The 19,004-nt window shown below is 57.1% G+C and carries 13 protein-coding genes; 4 read left to right on the forward strand and 9 right to left on the reverse strand.

All coding sequences use genetic code 11. From position 1 onward, the window contains the following. Positions 1 to 21: 21 nt before the first annotated feature. From MARHY_RS15090 to MARHY_RS15100, 3 genes are all read right to left on the reverse strand, one after another. On the reverse strand, positions 22 to 1,038 hold the full coding sequence (locus tag MARHY_RS15090; RefSeq protein ID WP_014422569.1) for an arginine N-succinyltransferase: 1,017 nt from the start codon (positions 1,036 to 1,038) through the stop codon (positions 22 to 24). 168 nt (positions 1,039 to 1,206) lie between these two features. Further along, on the reverse strand, positions 1,207 to 2,424 hold the full coding sequence (locus tag MARHY_RS15095; RefSeq protein WP_014422570.1) for an aspartate aminotransferase family protein: 1,218 nt from the start codon (positions 2,422 to 2,424) through the stop codon (positions 1,207 to 1,209). Between the two features lie 44 nt (positions 2,425 to 2,468). Next, complete coding sequence (locus tag MARHY_RS15100) at positions 2,469 to 3,932, reverse strand: exonuclease domain-containing protein (RefSeq protein WP_041655618.1); 1,464 nt, start codon at positions 3,930 to 3,932, stop codon at positions 2,469 to 2,471. 162 nt (positions 3,933 to 4,094) lie between these two features. Here MARHY_RS15100 and MARHY_RS15105 point away from each other — a divergent pair, with 162 nt between their 5' ends. Next, the gene (locus MARHY_RS15105; protein WP_041655074.1) at positions 4,095 to 5,216 is read left to right on the forward strand and encodes a DcaP family trimeric outer membrane transporter; all 1,122 of its coding nucleotides are present in this window, start codon (positions 4,095 to 4,097) and stop codon (positions 5,214 to 5,216) included. A gap of 399 nt (positions 5,217 to 5,615) precedes the next feature. Here the strand turns inward: MARHY_RS15105 and MARHY_RS15110 are convergent, their stop codons facing one another. The 3 genes from MARHY_RS15110 to aceE all read right to left on the reverse strand — a co-directional run bounded on the left by MARHY_RS15110 (position 5,616) and on the right by aceE (position 11,345). After that, positions 5,616 to 6,869: an NADH:flavin oxidoreductase/NADH oxidase family protein gene (locus tag MARHY_RS15110; RefSeq protein WP_014422573.1), complete on the reverse strand. Its 1,254-nt coding sequence runs from the start codon at positions 6,867 to 6,869 to the stop codon at positions 5,616 to 5,618. A 143-nt stretch (positions 6,870 to 7,012) separates the two neighbouring features. Further along, positions 7,013 to 8,671: a dihydrolipoyllysine-residue acetyltransferase gene (aceF, locus tag MARHY_RS15115; RefSeq protein WP_014422574.1), complete on the reverse strand. Its 1,659-nt coding sequence runs from the start codon at positions 8,669 to 8,671 to the stop codon at positions 7,013 to 7,015. Positions 8,672 to 8,681: 10 nt separating this feature from the next. Continuing rightward, a complete protein-coding gene (gene aceE / locus MARHY_RS15120; RefSeq protein ID WP_011786740.1) occupies positions 8,682 to 11,345 on the reverse strand; it encodes a pyruvate dehydrogenase (acetyl-transferring), homodimeric type in 2,664 nt (887 codons plus the stop codon). A gap of 664 nt (positions 11,346 to 12,009) precedes the next feature. On the opposite strand from aceE, the gene MARHY_RS15125 reads away from it, so the two are divergent. Beyond that, entirely contained in the window at positions 12,010 to 13,374 is a 1,365-nt protein-coding gene (locus MARHY_RS15125; RefSeq protein ID WP_041655078.1) for a KamA family radical SAM protein, read from the forward strand. 42 nt (positions 13,375 to 13,416) lie between these two features. Here MARHY_RS15125 and MARHY_RS15130 read toward each other — a convergent pair whose 3' ends face one another. Further along, the gene (locus MARHY_RS15130; protein WP_041655619.1) at positions 13,417 to 13,737 is read right to left on the reverse strand and encodes a hypothetical protein; all 321 of its coding nucleotides are present in this window, start codon (positions 13,735 to 13,737) and stop codon (positions 13,417 to 13,419) included. A gap of 59 nt (positions 13,738 to 13,796) precedes the next feature. Continuing rightward, the gene (gene trxA / locus MARHY_RS15135; RefSeq protein ID WP_014422578.1) at positions 13,797 to 14,660 is read right to left on the reverse strand and encodes a thioredoxin; all 864 of its coding nucleotides are present in this window, start codon (positions 14,658 to 14,660) and stop codon (positions 13,797 to 13,799) included. Positions 14,661 to 14,798: 138 nt separating this feature from the next. On the opposite strand from trxA, the gene lon reads away from it, so the two are divergent. Then, the gene (lon, locus tag MARHY_RS15140) at positions 14,799 to 17,249 is read left to right on the forward strand and encodes an endopeptidase La (RefSeq protein WP_014422579.1); all 2,451 of its coding nucleotides are present in this window, start codon (positions 14,799 to 14,801) and stop codon (positions 17,247 to 17,249) included. A 47-nt stretch (positions 17,250 to 17,296) separates the two neighbouring features. Here the strand turns inward: lon and MARHY_RS15145 are convergent, their stop codons facing one another. Beyond that, positions 17,297 to 17,821: a MarR family winged helix-turn-helix transcriptional regulator gene (locus MARHY_RS15145; protein ID WP_236043573.1), complete on the reverse strand. Its 525-nt coding sequence runs from the start codon at positions 17,819 to 17,821 to the stop codon at positions 17,297 to 17,299. Positions 17,822 to 17,996: 175 nt separating this feature from the next. Between MARHY_RS15145 and MARHY_RS15150 the strand changes: the two genes are divergently transcribed. Continuing rightward, entirely contained in the window at positions 17,997 to 18,908 is a 912-nt protein-coding gene (locus MARHY_RS15150; protein ID WP_014422581.1) for a TPR end-of-group domain-containing protein, read from the forward strand. Positions 18,909 to 19,004 lie beyond the last annotated feature (96 nt).

Raw genomic sequence — 19,004 nt, forward strand, 5'->3', positions numbered from 1 at the left:
CCCTCCCCTGTATTTGCATGCTCATAACGGTGAAATCCTTACCGAGTCGCCGGCGCTGCTTTCCAGGCCATGCCAGGTGCTCACCGGCACTTTCACATCATCCGCCAACGTTTCTGCCACCGGGGTCAACAGGCAACGGAAGTACTCACCTTCGCCGGCGCTGATCAGGCAGGTTTCACCATCGTTCTGGTGGCTGCCGTGCAGTGTTTTGGGCTGACTGGTCACCAGGGTTCTCAGGCTGTCGGTGCGCACTTCCATCACCGGTCCGCCGTCAAAGATATCGACGTAGCATCCGGGCTGAAAACCTTCGCGCTGGAGTAGCTGATAGTTGGGTTCGGTCAGCGGGTGTGGTTGGCCGAGGGCTTCCTGAGCCTCGGTACTGAGCAGGGTGACGTACACCGGGTTCGGCGGCATGAGTTCGGCAATAAAGGTTTTGCTGAGCTGCCCGGAGTATTGATCGGCGGTTTCAAAGTCCATATTGAAGAAATGTCGCCCCAGGCTGTCCCAGAAGGGCACGCTGCCGTTTTCGTGCTGTATGCCCTGGATTTCAACCACCGTTCGGTTGGTGAACCATTCCCGGTGGCTGGCAATGAACATCATTCGGGCCCGGGATAGCAGCTCGAATACCGGGGTGTTGCGGTGTTGTTCTTTCAGGGTGAAGGAGCACAGCAGTGTCAGGTCGGTCAGGGCGTGGCTCGGGTACAGGACTTCGACGCGGCGCGAGACGTTGAGTTCGTGGGAGGCGTGGATGAGGTAGTCACGCCGGTAATTGTAAAACGGGTGGCCGTTGCCGGCGCGGCTGTCGATACCTGCGGTGCCTGCGATTTCGCCGGTGTCGGTGTTTTCGAGTACGAACAGAAAGCGGCGCGGAGTGCCTTCGGGGGCGTTGTCGGCCAGGGAGGCTCGGGCGTGTTGGATTTTCCGGGCCAGGGTTTCTTCGGTTTTGGGCAGGGTGGACGAGAGCCTGGCGGTTTGGGCGCCGGCTATGTCCAGGATTTGTTGCAGGTCATCCAGTTTGGCTGGTCTGACTCGCCACATGGTGCGCTCCTCTATCGAACCATCAGGATTTTTGGAGCAGGCTCGCCCGCCCCTGGAACTGGGTTCCCCTTCCGGAAACCGCTACAAGCACATCCCTGTGCGCTTCTCTCCGGCCATCCATGGCCTCCGAAATTTCCGGAAGGGGAACCCAGCCCCAGGGGCTACATTTTACTTAGCCGTGATCTTCTTCACTGCAGCTTCAAACCTTTCCAGCGCTTCTTCAATATCCGTTTCCGGAATGATCAGCGAAGGCGCCAGCCGCACCACATTGGCTCCGGCTACCAGGACCATCACGCCCTCATCCAGGCCGGCGTTCAGGAAGTCTTTGGCCTTGCCCTGCCACTGTTCGGTCAGCACACAACCCAAGAGTAGACCAGCACCGCGAACTTCGGAGAACACGCCGTAGCGTTCACCGATGTCCATCATGCCTTTGCGCAATTTCTCGGAGCGGGCTTTGACGCCCTTGAGGATTTCCGGCTGGCTGACGGTGTCGATGACTTTCTGGGCCACAGCGCAGGCCAGCGCGTTGCCGCCGTAGGTGCTGCCGTGGGTACCTACGCCCAGACTGGCCGCGACTTTGGCGGTAGTGAGCATGGCGGCAACGGGGAAGCCGCCACCCAGGCCTTTGGCACTGGAGAGGATATCTGGTGTTACGTCGTACATTTCGTAGGCGTACAGGTAGCCGGTGCGGCCCACGCCACTTTGGACTTCGTCGAAGACCAGCAGGGCGTTGTGTTCGTCGCAGAGCTCTCGCAGCCCTTGCAGGAATTCGGGATCTGCCGGCATGACGCCGCCTTCGCCCTGGACCGGCTCGACCACGACAGCGCAGGTTTTCTCTTTGGAGATCAGCGCTTTTACTGAGTCCAGGTTATTGAACTCGGCGTGATGGATGCCGCCGGGGGCCGGTTCAAAGCCTTCCAGGTATTTGGGCTGGCCACCCACGCTGACGGTGAACAGGGTGCGGCCGTGGAAGGAGTTCTTGAACGAAATGATCTCGTGTTTTTCCGGACCGTAGTGTTCCCAGGCGTAGCGACGGGCCAGTTTGAAGGCAGCTTCGTTGGCTTCAGCGCCGGAGTTTGCAAAGAACACCCGCTCGGCGAAGGTGAGGTCACACAGGGTTTTGGCCAGCCGCAGGGCAGGCTCGTTGGTCATGACGTTCGACAGGTGCCAGATTTTTTCTGACTGTTCCTGTAACGCACCCAATAGCCCCGGATGGGCGTGGCCCAGGCTGGTGACGGCAATACCACCCTGCAAATCCACGAATTCTCGGCCTTCCTGATCCCACACGCGGGAGCCTTCGCCTCGCACCGGGATAATGGTTCCGGGGGCGTAGTTGGGCACCATGACTTCATCAAAAAGTTCGCGGGAGACAGGTTCTCTGTTCATGGATCTCTCTCTGAGTGGATGGATTCCTCCCCATAATACGCCACTCAGGGCATAAGAACAGCCGGTTGTGTTATAGCATGTAACTCGATGATGCGATGGTGGTTTCGATCTTTCCCCAGGAGCGCTTTAATGAGCAGCTTGTAGGAATCCAGATCAAAGGTGACCGGGTCTTCCCCGGGCTGATAGTCGTACAGATCGGCCTCGGTGTACTGGTCGCTGCGCAGCGTTTCTATATGAATCCAGTTCCAGATGATCAGCCAGTCCGTGCGTCCGTTTTCCGGGTTTTCTTCGGCCAGGGCGACGGGGCCGGGCCAGGGCCAGGTTTTCAGACGCAGATTATGGAAAGCAATCTGCATGCGCAGGTTGAACCGGATGACGTCTTCCGCGCCTTCACAGGCACCTTTGCACCGCCCCAGGGATCGTAGAAAGCATGGTCCCGGGGTTGCCGGCTCCAGTCCCAGGAGTTTTCCGCACAAGTCGTTTTTGCTGGCGATGCCCCGTAACGCACTTAACGCGTCCCGCTTGCTGCGAAACAGGCCGAAGTAATCTCCCAGCCGGTCCGGCTTGATGGTTCTGGCCAACTCGGCATTCAGGTAGCCGGAGTTGTCCGGGTGCAGGGCGATGCTGACCAGGCTTTTCGCCGCCCGTGAGCGACGGTTATACAGCGGGCTCAGGGTCTTTATCTGTTTGAGTTCCAGCAACAGGGCACCCAGCTCTCCGGCAGTTTCGGTGTACTCCACCCGGCGCAGGCTTTCGGACAGTCGGATTCCACGGCTGCTCTGATGATCACCGGAAAAATGCGAGGCCACCCGCTGGCGAATATTGGTGCTTTTGCCCACGTACAGCAGCACATCGTTATCTCCATAAAACCGGTACACACCGGGCCCCGCCGGCAAATCAGCGAGCATTTCCGCGGGTACGTTGGAGGGTGTGCTGGGGCGCTGGAGCAGGCGGTTGATGGTGGCACCAACGGTGTCTTCGCCATGCTCAAGCAAGGTGTGTTCAAAGAACGCCAGCATGGCAGTGACATCGCCCATGGCCCGGTGGCGCTCAACAGCGGGTAATCCGTGCCGGGCGATCAGCGCATCCATGTTGTGGCGTTCGGCCTCCGGATAGAGCGCCCGGGAAAGTCGAACGGTGCAAAGCACCCGGGCACTGAACAGACGCCCCAATCTGCGGAATTCACTCTTGATAAAACCGTAATCAAAGCGTGCGTTGTGGGCGACAAAAATGCACCCGTCCAGGTGCCGCTCCAGCTCGTCGGCAACGGTCTCAAAACGAGGGGCACTCGCCACCATGGCATTGGAGATACCCGTCAGTCGTTCGATGAACCCGGAGATCCGGGCTTCCGGGTTCAGGAGCGTTTGCCATTCCCCCACAACGGCCCCGTTGCGCCAGAAGCGGATACCAATTTCGGTGATCCGATCCCGCTGGGCATTGCCGCCGGTGGTTTCAATATCGACGAAGGCAAACGTAGGTTCAGATAGCATCTCGTGTTTGAAAGTCATCTTGCCCATTACGACCAAAGTACTCCTCCGGATGCCACCATGACTGAATCGAAGGCCTATAGACATTCGTCTAAATAATCACCGATTCTGTTTGAATTGTCATAGATTCGTAACTACTTTGTCTGTGGGTCCAACAACAATAAACGTGTGGAGACAACAACAATGCAAAGCAACAAATTAAGAATGGCAATTCGTGCGACGGCGGCCGCAACGGTTCTTGGCATGGCGAGCCAGGCTGGCGCTGTCAGCTTCAGTGCGGGAGATTACGATGTCAATGTTTACGGCTACGCTCGTCTGAACGCCTCCTACGACGTGGACAGCGACCAGTCGCTGAGCACACGTTCTGGTTCGTACGACGGCTTGGCTGGCAATGACGACGCCGCTGATGGCCACTTCGGAGCTGATGCCGTCCAGAGTCGTCTCGGCTTTAAAACCACTTCTCCCGAAGGTCTCAACGTTACCGTAGAAGGCGACTTCCGTCCGGGCAACCTTCGCCTTCGTCACGCTTTCGGCGAGTACAAGGGCGTCCTTATGGGGCAGACCTGGTCGAACTTCACCAGCTTCGTAGGCAACACCGCTACCCTTGACTTCGACTCACTGCCTGGCCTTGCAGGCCTGCAGGGACGAGTCGCTCAAGCTCGCTACACTACCGGAGCTCTGTCGTTCTCTTTGGAAGAGCCGAATAACAGCATTATCAACAACGCAGATGGCAAAGACAGTATGCCGGCCATCACCGCCAGACTTGAGGATTCTGCCGGCGGAATGAGCTACTCAGCCGCAGTTCTAGCTCATCAGGTTGGCTATGACGATGGCAATGACGATGAGAGCGCTTTCGGTTTTGCGACATTTGTGGCAGCAAAAATGGCTCTCACTGACATGATCACCGTTCAAGGCACACTTTCCTACACAGATGGTGCCAACAGCTACCTCTACCGTTCCGGCGATAACTTTGGTGCCGACAGCGCATACGTTGATAGCAGTGGCGACCTAGAGACCATCTCTGGCTACGGCGGCTCTATCGGTGCCGGCGTAAATCTTGGCAACGGCCGGAGCATAAATATCGGTTACGGCTTGGTCGAAGTCGACTGGGATGATGCCGAAGATGATGGCGTTGCTGTTGCCGACGAAAGCGAGAGCAATCAAGCGATCATGGCCAACTACAAGTGGACTCCACTCAAGAACGTCATGATGGGCGTCGAGTATCAGTTCCTGAAGCGTGAAAACGTCGACGGCACCGATGGTGATGCAAGTCGCCTGCTCTTCGCAGCACAGTACAACTTCTGATCCTTCCTATCAGAAGTTAACTCAGAATTACCCCGGCTTCGGCCGGGGTTTTTCGTTCCAGGATGGTGCGCCGGCACCATTCCTGCTCAGCTCTCACCTTCCAGCTTCAAAGCCAATTATTCCTTACTTAACATTTTCATAGACTTACCTTCAGTCAAAAGATTTGGCATGACCAATGCAAAAGCCTTGATACGCTGGCGACAGCGAACTCGCATTCCTATCGCAACGACGTGAGGTAACGCCATGAAACTCGCCAAAGACCAAAACCTGTTGTTCGAACTGACCCAACCTGCAGAAGCCTGGGCCATGCAGGATCTGCACGATTATTTCGACTGGATGTTCTTTGCCAACTGATCAGAAAGGCGGCCGGCTGCCCCCTGGGGACAGCCGGCTCTCCGATTAGCTGCCCGCCCGCAACCGTGTTCGAACGCCTCGGGTGGCCATAACCGCCAGCACCTCCATCAGGGATAACAGGCCCCGGTCGTGCTGTTTTGGAGCCCTGCCACGGGCAATCCTTCCGATCTGACGGGTGTACCAACTAACCTCCATCAGAGCCATATCGTCGATCATTCGAAGGCCGGTTTTAATAGGCTTGACCGCACTGGTAACCGGATCGCCCGCCATAATACGAGCCGGCAGATCAGGCTCCACAACCAAGGGCCTTGCCAGACCCACCAGGTCTGTGGCATCAGAATCGATGGCCTGCGCCATCCCCCGCTCTGTGCGGAACCCGCCCGTGACCATCAAGGGTACGTCTGCCAATTCACGGACTTTTTCAGCAAATTCCAGAAAGTAGGCTTCCCGCGCCAGGGTACTGGCTTTCATCTCTCCGGTTCCGGCACCTTTCGCCATGGCGGGGTTTTCATAATTTCCTCCTGAGATTTCCACCAGATCAACGCCCTCGGCCACCAGCGCCTTGATCACAGCCAGAGACTCATCCTCACTGAAGCCCCCGCGCTGAAAATCAGCCGAATTCAGTTTGATACCAACATTAAACTCCCTGCCACAAGCCTTTCGGATTTCTCGATACACAGACAGTACAAAGCGCCGCCGGTTCGCCGCAGAACCACCCCAATCGTCAGTGCGTTGATTGTGATGGGGAGACAAAAACTGGCTAACCAGATACCCGTGGGCCCCGTGAATCTGTACACCATCAAATCCCGCCTTTTTGGCGACGGCTGCGGCCTGCGCAAAGCGACGAATAATGTCATCAATCTCCGGCCCCGTGAGCGCACGCGGGGTTGCGAACATCCCCCGCAGGTCCTTCTTGAAGGGAATCGCGCTTGGAGACACCGGGTCTCTATTAAGCATCTTCGGGCTTTGCTTGCCTGGATGATTGAGCTGCATCCAGATCTGTTTCCCGCCACCCTGCCCGGCCCTGGCCCAGGACTTGAGAAGATCCAGATCGGCCTCATCCTCAACCACGACGTTTTGCGGCTCCCCGATGTGCCTCCGGTCAATCATTACGTTGCCAGTGATCGACAGCCCGGCACCCCCGTCTGCCCAGGCTCTGTACAGAGTGATCAATTCTTTAGTCGGATGATTATCAATGCTTCCCAGCGTTTCGCTCATTGCGGACTTGGCAAAGCGATTGGGGACAACCGATCCATTCGGCAGCGTGAATGGCCTGGAAAGCAGTTCTGAGGGAGTCATGGGAGCCTCGTATCACAGTCGTTTGTTGTGACACTGATGGTGGGTGGCTCATAACGTGCAGACATTGGCCGAGCTGACCAGGCCCGAGCGGAAGACTGGTCGCACTGCAACGACACCGTCGCAGTGCGACCAACAAGGCTACATCACAGCAGCAGGGTCCGAATATCCCCGAGCAGCTGCGTCAGCAGGTTGGTAAACCGGGCAGCATCCGCTCCGTTCACCGCGCGGTGGTCGTAAGACAGCGACAGCGGCAGCATCAGCCGCGGCTGGAACTCCCTGCCGTCCCACACCGGTTTCATGGAGGCTTTGGACACACCCAGGATCGCCACTTCCGGCGTATTCACGATCGGCGTGAACGCTGTGCCGCCAATGCCGCCCAGGCTGGTGATGGTAAAGCAGGCACCCTGCATTTCTGCCGGCTTCAGCTGCTTGTCCCTCGCCTTCTGGGCCAACTCGGCGCTTTCGGCCGCCAGTTCCCACAGGCCCTTCTGGTCTACATCCCGGATCACCGGCACCATAAGGCCGTGTGGTGTATCCACCGCAATGCCGATGTGGATGTACTTCTTGCGCACCACCTCTTTGCGTTCCATGTCCAGAGACACGTTGAACTGAGGCAGTTCCGCCAGCGCGGCAGCGCAGGCCTTGAGCAGGAACGGCAGCGGGGTCATCTTCACACCACGCTTTTCACCGGCAGCTTTCTGGGCCTTGCGGAAGTCTTCCATTTCGGTGATATCGGCATCGTCGAACTGGGTCACGTGAGGTACGTTCAGCCAGCTGCGCTGCATGTTGGTGGCGGTGGCCGCCATCATGCGGGACATACCTTCACGCTCGATCTCACCAAACTGGCTGAAGTCCGGCAGCTTCACGCCCGGAATGCCAGAGCCAGTGGCTACGCCACTGCCCTGCTGGGCCTGCTGCAACTGGCTCTTCACGTAGGCGTGGACATCGTCTTTCACGATCCGGCCTTTTGGGCCTGAACCTTTCACGCGCGTGAGGTCTGCCCCCAGTTCCCGGGCAAGTTTACGCACGGCCGGACCGGCGTGCACCTTGGTGCCAGGTGACGGTGGCTCGTAGGTAGAGCCCTGCGGCTGAGGCTCGGATTCCTGTTTGCCCTGGGGTTTCTCCGGTTTGCTTTCCTGGCTGTCTGCCTGTGCGCTGTCACCGGAATCTGCCGCTTCGTCCTCGTCGTCACCATCGTCTTCGATGGTCATTTCCAGGAGGTCTGAACCTTCGGAGAGCTTGTCGCCTTCCTTCACCAGAATCTTGCCGATCTTGCCCGCGTAGGGCGATGGAATTTCCATGGTGGCCTTGTCGGACTCCACTGTTACCAGCGGGTCTTCCTCACCAACCGTATCGCCTTCAGCCACGTTGATTTCAATCACCGGCACATCTTCAAAGCCATCCAGCGACGGCACTTTCACCACTTCGGTGCGAGAGCCACCAGACTTCTTCTTTTTCGGAGCCGGCTTGGCGTCTTCCGATTTGGCCTCAGATGGCGCCTCGGATTTTTCCTCGGTCTGTTCCGACTTATCATCCGCGGCATCGTCCGAGCCCCCAGCATCACCGCTGGCGGCCAGCATGCCGATCACGTCGCCCTCTTTCACCTTGTCACCCACCTTGACGGTGATTTTGGTGATCTTGCCGGCGGCGGGGGCCGGCAGTTCTACCGAGGCTTTGTCGGATTCCACGGTCAGAATCGGATCTTCTTCCTCTACCGAATCCCCTTCACTGACGATGATTTCGATGATCTCGACTTCATCAGCACCGCCGAGATCGGGAACCTTGATTTCCTGTTCACTCATGGCGGTCTCCTTAGCTCAGCACCGGGTTCGGTTTGTTGCGATCGATTCCGTACTTGCGCATGGCTTCGAGAACCTGCTCCTGTTTGATCTCACCATCTTTAGCCAGGGCGGCCAGTGCAGTCACCGCCACATAGTAACGATCCACCTCGAAGAAGTTACGGAGCTTCTCGCGGGTATCGCTGCGGCCGAAACCGTCGGTGCCCAGGGTCATGTAGGTTTTCGGGATAAATGCCCGCAACTGCTCAGAGTGCAGTTTGATGTAATCGGTAGACGACACCACAGGGCCCTGAGCCTTTTCCAGGCACTGCGTAACATAGGCCTTGCGCGGCTTGTCATCCGGGTGCAGGTGGTTCCAGCGCTCCACATGCTGGCCATCACGGGCCAGTTCGTTGAAGCTGGTGACACTCCAGACATCCGAGGCCACACCCCAGTCGTCCTTCAGCATCTGCGCCGCGGCACGGACCTCGTTCATGATCGCGCCGGAGCCCAGCAGCTGAACCCGCGGGCTCTTCTTGCGGCCCTTGGTTTCCACCGACTCGAACTTGTACATACCCTTGATGATGCCGTCTTCAGAGTCTTTCGGCATAGCCGGCTGTTCGTAGTTCTCGTTTTCGATGGTCAGGTAGTAGAAGACGTTCTGGTTGTCTTCAAACATCTCCTTCATACCATGACGGATCACCACGGCCATCTCGTAGCCGTAAGCCGGGTCGTAGGCCTTACAGTTGGGAATGGTGTTGGCCAGAATGTGGCTGTGGCCGTCCTGGTGCTGCAAGCCCTCACCGTTCAGAGTAGTCCGGCCGGCAGTGCCGCCGATCAGGAAGCCGCGGGCCTGCATGTCGCCCGAGGCCCAGGCCAGGTCTCCTACCCGCTGGAAGCCGAACATGGAGTAGAACACGTAGAACGGAATCAGCGGGAAACTGTTGGTACTGTATGACGTAGCCGCCGCCATCCAGGTGGACATGGCACCGTCTTCATTGATGCCTTCCTGCAGGATCTGCCCCTTCTTGTCTTCCCGGTAGTACATGATCTGGTCACGATCCTGAGGCACGTACTTCTGGCCTTCCGCCGTGTAGATACCCAACTGACGGAACATGCCTTCCATACCGAAAGTACGGGCTTCGTCCGGCACGATAGGCACGACGCGCTTGCCGATGCGCTTGTCTTTGACCAGGGCACTCAGAATGCGGACAAAGGCCATGGTAGTAGAGATCTCACGGCCGTCAGACCCTTCCAGTACCTGCTTGAAGATATCCAGTTCGGGAATCTGCAGCGGCTGGCAATCCTTGTTGCGCTTGGGATAGAAACCACCCAGCTCCTGCCGGCGCTTCTTCATATAGACCAGCTCCGGGCTGTCCGGCGCCGGACGGTAATAAGGTACGTCTTCCAGTTCTTCGTCTTTCAGCGGCACACCGAAACGATCCCGGAACGCTTTCAGGGTATCGATGTCCAGCTTCTTCAAAGAGTGCGCGGTGTTCTGGGCTTCGCCCGCCGCACCAAAACCATAGCCCTTGATAGTGTGGGCAAGAATCACGGTCGGCTTGCCGTTGGCCTGGTTCACGGCCTTGTGATAAGCCGCGTAGACCTTGTAAGGGTCGTGGCCGCCGCGGTTCAGCTTGCTGATATCCTCGTCCGACAGGTTTTCCGCCAGCTTGGCCAGCTCCGGATGCTTGCCGAAGAATTCCTTGCGGGTATAGGCGGGGCCCTTGAACGTCAGGTTCTGAAGTTCGCCATCGCAAAGCTCGTCCATGGCCCGTTGCATCACGCCGTCTTCGTCTTTGTCGAACAGCGGATCCCACATTCGGCCCCAGACCACCTTGATGACGTTCCAGCCAGCGCCACGGAACACACCTTCCAGCTCCTGTACGATCTTGCCGTTACCCCGAACCGGGCCATCCAGGCGCTGCAGGTTGCAGTTGACCACCCAGATCAGGTTATCCAGTTTCTCGCGGCCCGCCTTGGAGATGGAGCCCAGAGTTTCCGGTTCGTCGCACTCGCCGTCACCGACAAACGCCCACACTTTGCGGCCGTCCATGTCGATCAGCTCGCGACTGTGCAGGTACTTCATTACGTGGGCCTGGTAGATGGACTGAATTGGCCCAAGTCCCATGGAAACCGTCGGGAACTGCCAGTAATCCGGCATCAGCCAGGGGTGTGGATAAGAAGACAGGCCTTCGCCATCGACTTCTTCGCGATACTTGTCCAGTTGCTCTTCGCTGAAGCGACCTTCCAGGAAGGAACGGGCATAAATGCCCGGCGACGCGTGGCCCTGGAAATACACCAGGTCTGAAGCACGGTCCTCACCACCGCCATGAAAGAAATAGTTGAAGCCCACATCGTACAGAGTGGCTGCTGAGGAGAAAGTGGAAATGTGGCCACCAAGGTCACCCGGGCGCTTGTTGGCACGCACCACCATGGCCATGGCGTTCCATCGAATCAGCGAGCGAATGCGACGTTCCATGAACAGATCGCCCGGCATGCGAGATTCCTGGGTCACAGGGATGCTGTTACGGAATGGCGTGGTTATGGAATAAGGCAGTTCAGTGCCATCACGGCTGGCTCGCTCGGAAAGCCGTTCAAGAATGTATTTGGCACGGTCTACGCCTTCGTTCTCGATCAGAGATTCCAGCGCATCCAGCCATTCACTGGTTTCAATGGGATCATCATCCTGGTACATCAAACCCTCCCCTTGGCATCAAAAGGTGCAACGCCGGCCACGATCAGCGACCAAAGACGGTGCGAAGTCGATAAGCTGCGATGGTATGCAGTATTTTTTTGTGGAAACGTCAGCTTGTAAGAAAGGCTGAGCTGCGTGATTGACCTCTCTCAAGCATAGAACAGCTTTCTCATTTTTCCTGCCGCGCGAACGGTTATCGGTATGGCTTTTGGCACGGACCGATTGCGCGGAGAATGGTTCTGCCAGCCCTGACTATCCAGCAGAAGCAAAACTTTCGTTCTTTTACTACAAAATGACACTAAGAAACAAACAAACACCTGTTTGAATGGCAGATAGCCGCCATTTATTTAGATTACTTACGCAATAATGGCGATATTCCGATCACGAAACAACCGATCTCCGACCAAGGTCGAACCCTCTCCCAGCGCTCATTTACATCAACACACTAAGAATAATCTAAAACTGTCGTTCACGACTTTTCGCATCCTTTAACGACAAATAGGCGCTAATACCGACTGAACGACCGAAAACCCTCGCCCGGACCTCCGTTTTATTAATTAGACCTGAAAATAAATTATGATTTATGTATACTTGCCTGCCCGTTTTTTAACCAGTGAAGGAGGCACACCTCCTTTTGTCTTTGGCTCACAACAGAGGGCGATCCATGAACTCCATCGTCACCTTTCCGAACCGAATTCCGGTTCAGGAATTCGAGGAGCGCCGGTTCAAGGTTTTTACCGACCGCCAGCTCGACAAGATTGAGGCGATCCAGAATCTCCCCGAGGAAACCCTGTTTGAAATGAAAGTGGTGGCCAGCGTGCTGCCCTTCCGGGTTAACGAATATGTGATCAACGAACTGATCAACTGGGACAAGGTGCCCAACGACCCGATCTATCAGCTGGTCTTTCCACAGAAAGGCATGCTCAAGGACGAACACTACGAGCGCATGGCGCAACTGCACCGGGAAGGCGCCGACAAGAAAGACATCCAGGCCGCTGCCAAGGAAATCCGCGACGCACTGAACCCGCACCCGGCCGGGCAGATGGAAATGAACATGCCGGAACTGGACGGAGAGGTGCTGGACGGCGTGCAGCACAAGTACCGCGAAACCGTGCTGTTCTTCCCGTCCCAGGGCCAGACCTGCCACAGCTACTGCACCTTCTGTTTCCGCTGGGCGCAGTTTGTTGGCGATAAAGACCTGAAAATGGCCAGTACCGATGCCGAAAAGCTGCACGGCTACCTGCAGGAGCACACCGAAGTGACCGACCTGCTTGTCACCGGTGGCGACCCGATGGTGATGAAAACCAAGAACCTGGTGCAGTATCTGGAACCCCTGTTGCAACCGGAGTTCGACCACATCCAGACCATCCGCATCGGCACCAAGGCCCTGACCTTCTGGCCCTATCGCTTCGTGACCGACAAGGACGCCGACGAACTGATCGAACTGTTCGCCAAGCTGGTTGATGGTGGCAAACACGTGGCCATCATGGCCCATTACAACCACTGGCAGGAGATCACCACCGACATCGCGGAAGAGGCCATCCGCCGCATTCGCGCCACTGGTGCCGAGATCCGCGCCCAGGGCCCGCTGATCAAGCATGTGAACGACGATGCCGATGCCTGGGCCAAGCTGTGGAAGAAAGAAGTGAAGCTGGGCATCATCCCCTACTACATGTTCGTAGAGCGGGACACCGGTGCCAAGAACTACTTCGAGGTGCCCCTGGCCGAGGCTTACCACATCTATCGTGAGGCCATGAAGCAAGTCAGCGGCCTGGCCCGGACCGCCCGCGGCCCCAGCATGAGCGCCGGCCCCGGCAAGGTGGAGATCCAGGGCATCACCGAAATCAACGGCGAGAAGGTCTTCGTACTGCGCTTCCTGCAAGGCCGAAACCCGGATTGGGTTCAGCGACCGTTCTTCGCCAAATACAGCGAAACGGCCACCTGGCTGCATGAGCTCGAGCCCGCATTCGGAGAAGAGAAGTTCTTCTTTGAGGATGAGTTTGAAGAAATGAAGAACGGCAACGCCTGAGGCGTTGACTTAAGATCAGGCCCGTCCCCGTGACGGGCCTCCTTACCGTCCCTTCTTAGGCACAAACCCCGCTGGCTTTTCCCGAATCCATTCAACAAACACCCTCACCTCCTCAAGCTCCAGCAGCTTTTCCCTCGAGTTGTAATTCAGCCCCAGCTCATACTCCGAACACGCTCTGTGAATCGCGTTATGGCACGGGCGACAGACCCAAAGCGTACGGGTGATCAACTCTTCCCTGGAAAACAGTTTCTGAAAGCGCTTCTTGCGATGCAGATGCCTGGGTATCAGGTGATGCCTTGTGAGCTTTGCCACCGGGCGTCCGCAAAGCTCACAATGGTCGGGCTGGGGAGGGAGTTTCAGCATCGTGGAGAGATAATTGAGCCAGTCAGCGATGCTACCGACCGGCTCACCGTCCAACCGGCTCAGTGCATCAGGGTATACAGCTTCCTACGATACGTGCGCACATCCGGATTGTTGTTGCCCAGTTTCTCAAACAGCTCCACCAATGTGGTTTTGGCGGCGCCGTCCTTGTAGGTGCTATCGGCCTGCATCAGCCGGATCAGCAAATCCATGGCTTCCGCGTTTTTATCCTGCAAAACCATGTGCAGGGACAACTGATGCAGGGCCTCAGGATCTTTCGGGTTGGCCTCAAGTTTTGCCTCCAACTCCGCCTGCGCGGGCAGTTCACCCGACTGTTTGAGGAACTTCACCCTCGCCGCCAGCTGTTTGGCTTTATGCTGCATTTTTTCTTCCGGCGGCAGGCTGTTGAGCACCTGCTCCGCGGTATCCAGATCGCCCTGCTCGGCCTTCAACTGGGCCAGATCAATCAGCACATCCAGGTTTTCCGGGTCTTTCTGGTTCAGCTCCGTGAGGATGGCCAGAGCTCCGTCCACATCACCGGCTTCCCAAAGAGCGTGGGCTTTCTCGTAAGGATCTTCCGCCGGGGCTTCGATGTGCTTTTCCAGAATCTTGCGGATTTCGCTCTCGGGCAAGGCGCCATTAAAACCATCCACAGCCTGACCATTCTTCACCAGAATGATGGTCGGCAGACTGCGCACCCCCAGGGAGGCCGTCAGCTCCTGCTGCTCGTCGGCATTCACCTTGGCCAACTGGAAGTTACCCTGATATTCCTCCGCCAGCTTTTGCAGAATCGGCATCAGCTGTTTGCAGGGCGCGCACCACTCCGCCCATACATCCACCAGAATCGGCGTGGTAGCAGAGGCTTCCATCACTTTCTGCTGAAAGTTGTCGGCGGTGGCATCAAAGATATGCGGCGAATTGCTCATATGTCGGGAACCTGAACCAGAATGAATGAAATTGTCTGAAGATATGGAGCCAACGGCGGAAAAATCAAGCCAGCTTGAAAACCCGGCTTTTGTCGTTACATAGGTCTTTAACCACTCACGCCTTGAGAGCAATCCGGTATGAATGACGAGAACCGCAAAGACTCCCTGGAAGAATTTGAAGAAGACGTGACCGAATACATCGGCAAAGACGAAAACAGCAAGAGCCTGGCGCTGCCACAGCAGGTTATGCCGCAGCGCATGTATATTCTGCCGGTCTCCAACCGGCCGTTCTTTCCTGCACAGGTGCAGCCAGTCATGGTCAACCAGGATCCCTGGCAGGAAACCCTGAAGCGGGTTGGTGAAACCGATCACCGGGTTCTGGGCATCTGTTTTGTCGAGAATCCAGATGCCGAAAACGGCATTCCGGAGAGTGAAGACCTTGAGACCATGGGCTGCGCCGTGCGCGTGCATCAAGCCCAGAACGAGAGCGGCAAGGTTCAGTTCATTGCCCAGGGCCTGCAACGGTTCAGAGTTGTCCAATGGCTTCGCCGTCGCCCACCCTATCTGGTGGAAGTCGAATACCCACAGGAGCCCGAAGAACCGGCCGACGAACTCAAGGCCTACACCCTGGCCATCATCAGCGCCATCAAGGAACTGCTGCGTACCAACCCGCTTTATGGCGAAGAAGTGAAGCAATACCTGTCCCGCTTCGGGCCCGATGACAGCTCACCCCTTGCGGACTTCGGTGCATCCATGACCAGCGCTCCGGGTCGCGAACTGCAGGATGTTCTCGATACCGTGCCCCTGCTCCGGCGCATGGAAAAAGTACTGCTGCTGATGCGCAAGGAGCAGGAGGTCGCCCGCCTGCAATCCGAGATCAACGAGGAAGTAAACGAGAAGGTGCAGAAGCACCAGCGGGAGTTTTTCCTGCGCGAGCAGTTGAAAGTGATCCAGCGGGAGCTGGGCATTGCCAAGGATGACAAGACGGCGGACGTGGAACGCTTCGAAGAGCGAATGGCCAAACTGAATCCGCCGGAAGCCGTGCAGGAGCGATTCAAGGATGAAATCCAGAAACTGCAGGTGCTGGAACAGGGCTCACCGGAATACGGGGTAACCCGCAACTATCTGGACTGGATTACCCAGGTGCCCTGGGGCGTGCATTCACAGGATCATTTTGATCTGGCCGAAGCCCGCAAGATTCTGGACCGGGACCATGACGGCCTGGACGATGTAAAGGACCGGATCATTGAATTTCTGGCTGAAGGCACGTTCAAGGGCGAAGTGAGCGGCTCCATACTGCTGCTGGTCGGCCCGCCCGGGGTCGGTAAAACCTCTATCGGCCATTCGGTGGCGGATGCCTTGGGCCGGGAGTTCTACCGTTTCAGCGTGGGCGGCATGCGGGATGAAGCCGAAATCAAGGGACACCGTCGCACCTACATCGGCGCCATGCCCGGAAAGTTCGTACAGGCCCTGAAAGACAGCAAAGTGGCCAACCCGGTGATCATGCTCGACGAGATCGACAAGATCGGCAGCTCTTACCAGGGCGACCCGGCCTCAGCCTTGCTGGAAACCCTGGACCCGGAACAGAACAGGGAGTTCCTGGATCACTACCTGGATGTGCGCATGGACCTCTCGAAAGTGCTCTTCATCTGTACCGCCAACCAGTTGGACACGATCCCCCGGCCGCTGCTGGACCGGATGGACGTGATCCGCCTGTCCGGCTACATCGGCGAAGAAAAACTGGCCATTGCCAAACATTACCTGATACCTCGCTTGCTCAAACGGGCGGGCCTGCTGAAGAAGCAGCTGAACATCAGCGACGCTGCCATTCGCCAGGTGATTGAGGGCTACGCCCGGGAAGCCGGCGTGCGGAATCTGGAGAAGCTGCTGCACAAGATTGTCCGCAAGGGCATCGTGCGCCTGCTGGAAAACCCGGATGACCCGGTTCGAGTGGGTGTTGGCGATCTGACCGACTATCTCGGCCAGCCGGCATTCAAGAAGGAGAAGTCCCTGAAAGGCACCGGCGTGGTGACGGGCCTGGCCTGGACCGCCATGGGCGGCGCCACTCTCAGCATTGAGGCCTCACGCATTCACAGCAGCCAGCGGGGCTTCAAGCTCACCGGACAACTGGGAGATGTGATGAAGGAATCGGCCGAAATCGCCTACAGCTTCGTGTCCTCCAACCTCAAGCGGTTCAGGGGTGACCCGACTTTCTTCGACAAATCATTTGTCCACCTGCACGTGCCCGAGGGTGCAACGCCAAAAGACGGGCCGAGCGCCGGCATCACCATGGCCACCGCCCTGTTGTCCATTGCCCGCAAGGAAGCACCGCAACAGAACCTGGCCATGACCGGGGAACTGACGTTAACCGGGCAGGTCCTGCCCGTGGGTGGCATTCGGGAAAAGGTGATTGCGGCACGCCGACAGAAGATCAATAACCTGATCCTGCCGGAAGCGAATCGCGGGGATTACGAGGAGCTTCCCGATTATCTGAAAGAAGGTATCTCGGTGAACTTTGCCAAACACTACAACGATGTGTTCCAGGTGTGTTTTGGCAACAAGCCGAAGCAGGGATCAAGCGTTCATTAATGAACTGCTGAGGCCGGCCCTTGATCAGGGCTGGCCTCAAAACCAGTTCAGGGCTTTTCTTTCCAGCCGTCGTCTTTCAGAACCGAACCAACGGTCAGCACCGGTGAAGCATCAATATCATCGGCATCCATCATGTTGGCCACGCGCTGCAACGAGGCCAGAATCATGGTCTGCTCCCACTCCGCCAGGCTCTGAAACTTCTGGATGAAGTCCTCCTGCAGAGGGTTGGGCGCACGAGCCAGAATCTCAGCACCTTCCTCCGTGAGATGGGCGTGAACCTTGCGCTTGTCTCTCGTGCTGCGAACCCGGTACACCAGTTTGCGATGCTCCAGTCTGTCGAGAATGGTCGTCACCGTGGCCTGGCTGAGACTCACGTTCTCGGCAATCGTGCCGATAGTAACCTCACCCATATCCCGGATAGTGCGCATGATCAGCAACTGGGGGCCGGTAAGCCCGGCGTGCTTGCTGAGTCGCTTGGAATGAAGATCCGTGGCCCGGATTACCCGGCGCAATGCCACCAAAACCTGCTCATAGCTGTTCACATCCGTCCCCCGGAAGAGATGTCTGACCATTATTTATACCACTAATTATTAGAGGTCTTTGCACCAAGGATTGCAAGTGTGCAGTTTTACTAGCTTGCTTTCTTGTTGGCATTACCCCCTCCGGTGGGCAATGCAGCATTATTTCTGCCAGCCACTATGCTAAGGTCAGCAATCGCTTCAATTCACTGACTGATGGATCTGGTTAATGATCAGGTATTACCTCATGTTCGCCCTCGTGCTCACTTTTGCCGGCCAGGCGTTTGCCCAGCAACAACAGCTCGGCCCGGAAGAAGAACTGACCGCGGAAGACCTGGAGGAAAGCACACGCACCCTGGAAAAACCCATGTACACGCCGTTTGTGGAACTCTATCTGCTGGAGGAAACCAAGGCGTTGCGCCAGGAGATGCAAAATACCCGGGCCGAACTGATCGAGAAAGTAGTAGACAAGGAACTGTCCGTGGCCGACAAAACCATGTCCTACGCCACCGACACGGTGACTTACTTTTTCTACCTGATCGCCGGCGCCACTTCCATCCTGGTTGTCATTGGCTGGAACTCCATCCGCGACATGCGTAACCAGCTGACCAGCCTGGCCGAGAAACGTGTGAACGAACTGGTGGTGGAATACGAACAACGCCTGAAGGCCATTGAAGAACAACTGCAGCAGAAGTCCGAGATCATCCATCAGAACCAGGCCGAGATTGAGCGCACCAACGAAGTGCACGCGCTCTGGTTGAAGGCAAGCCAGGAAACCTCGCAGCAGAACAAGATCGCCGCCTACGACCAGATTCTGGACCTGCGCCCGGACGATGTTGAGGCATTGAGCTATAAAGCCGACGCCGTACTCGAAATGCAGGAGCCCCTCTGGGCCATCAGCTTGTGCCAGCGCGCACTGAAACTGGCACCAGACAATGGCCACGCACACTACCAGTTGGCGTGCGCCTATGCCGAGATTGGCCGCTGGGAAGATGCCGTCAGCAATCTGGAAAAAGCCATTGAGATCTCGGAAGCCTATCGGGACGACGCATCGGTTGACCCGAGCTTCGAACACCTGCACGATCACGAAAGTTTCAGGAATCTTGTCTTTCAAAATAAGGACGACAGCACGGACGCGTGACACTGCTCAGGACGGCACGGCGCTTGCTAATTCTTTCCCGATAGCTGCGCCGTGTTCCAGAGCAGACACCCTGGCCTGATTTGCTTGACAAGCAAC

The sequence above is a fragment of the Marinobacter nauticus ATCC 49840 genome (assembly GCF_000284615.1).
Lineage (GTDB): Bacteria > Pseudomonadota > Gammaproteobacteria > Pseudomonadales > Oleiphilaceae > Marinobacter > Marinobacter nauticus.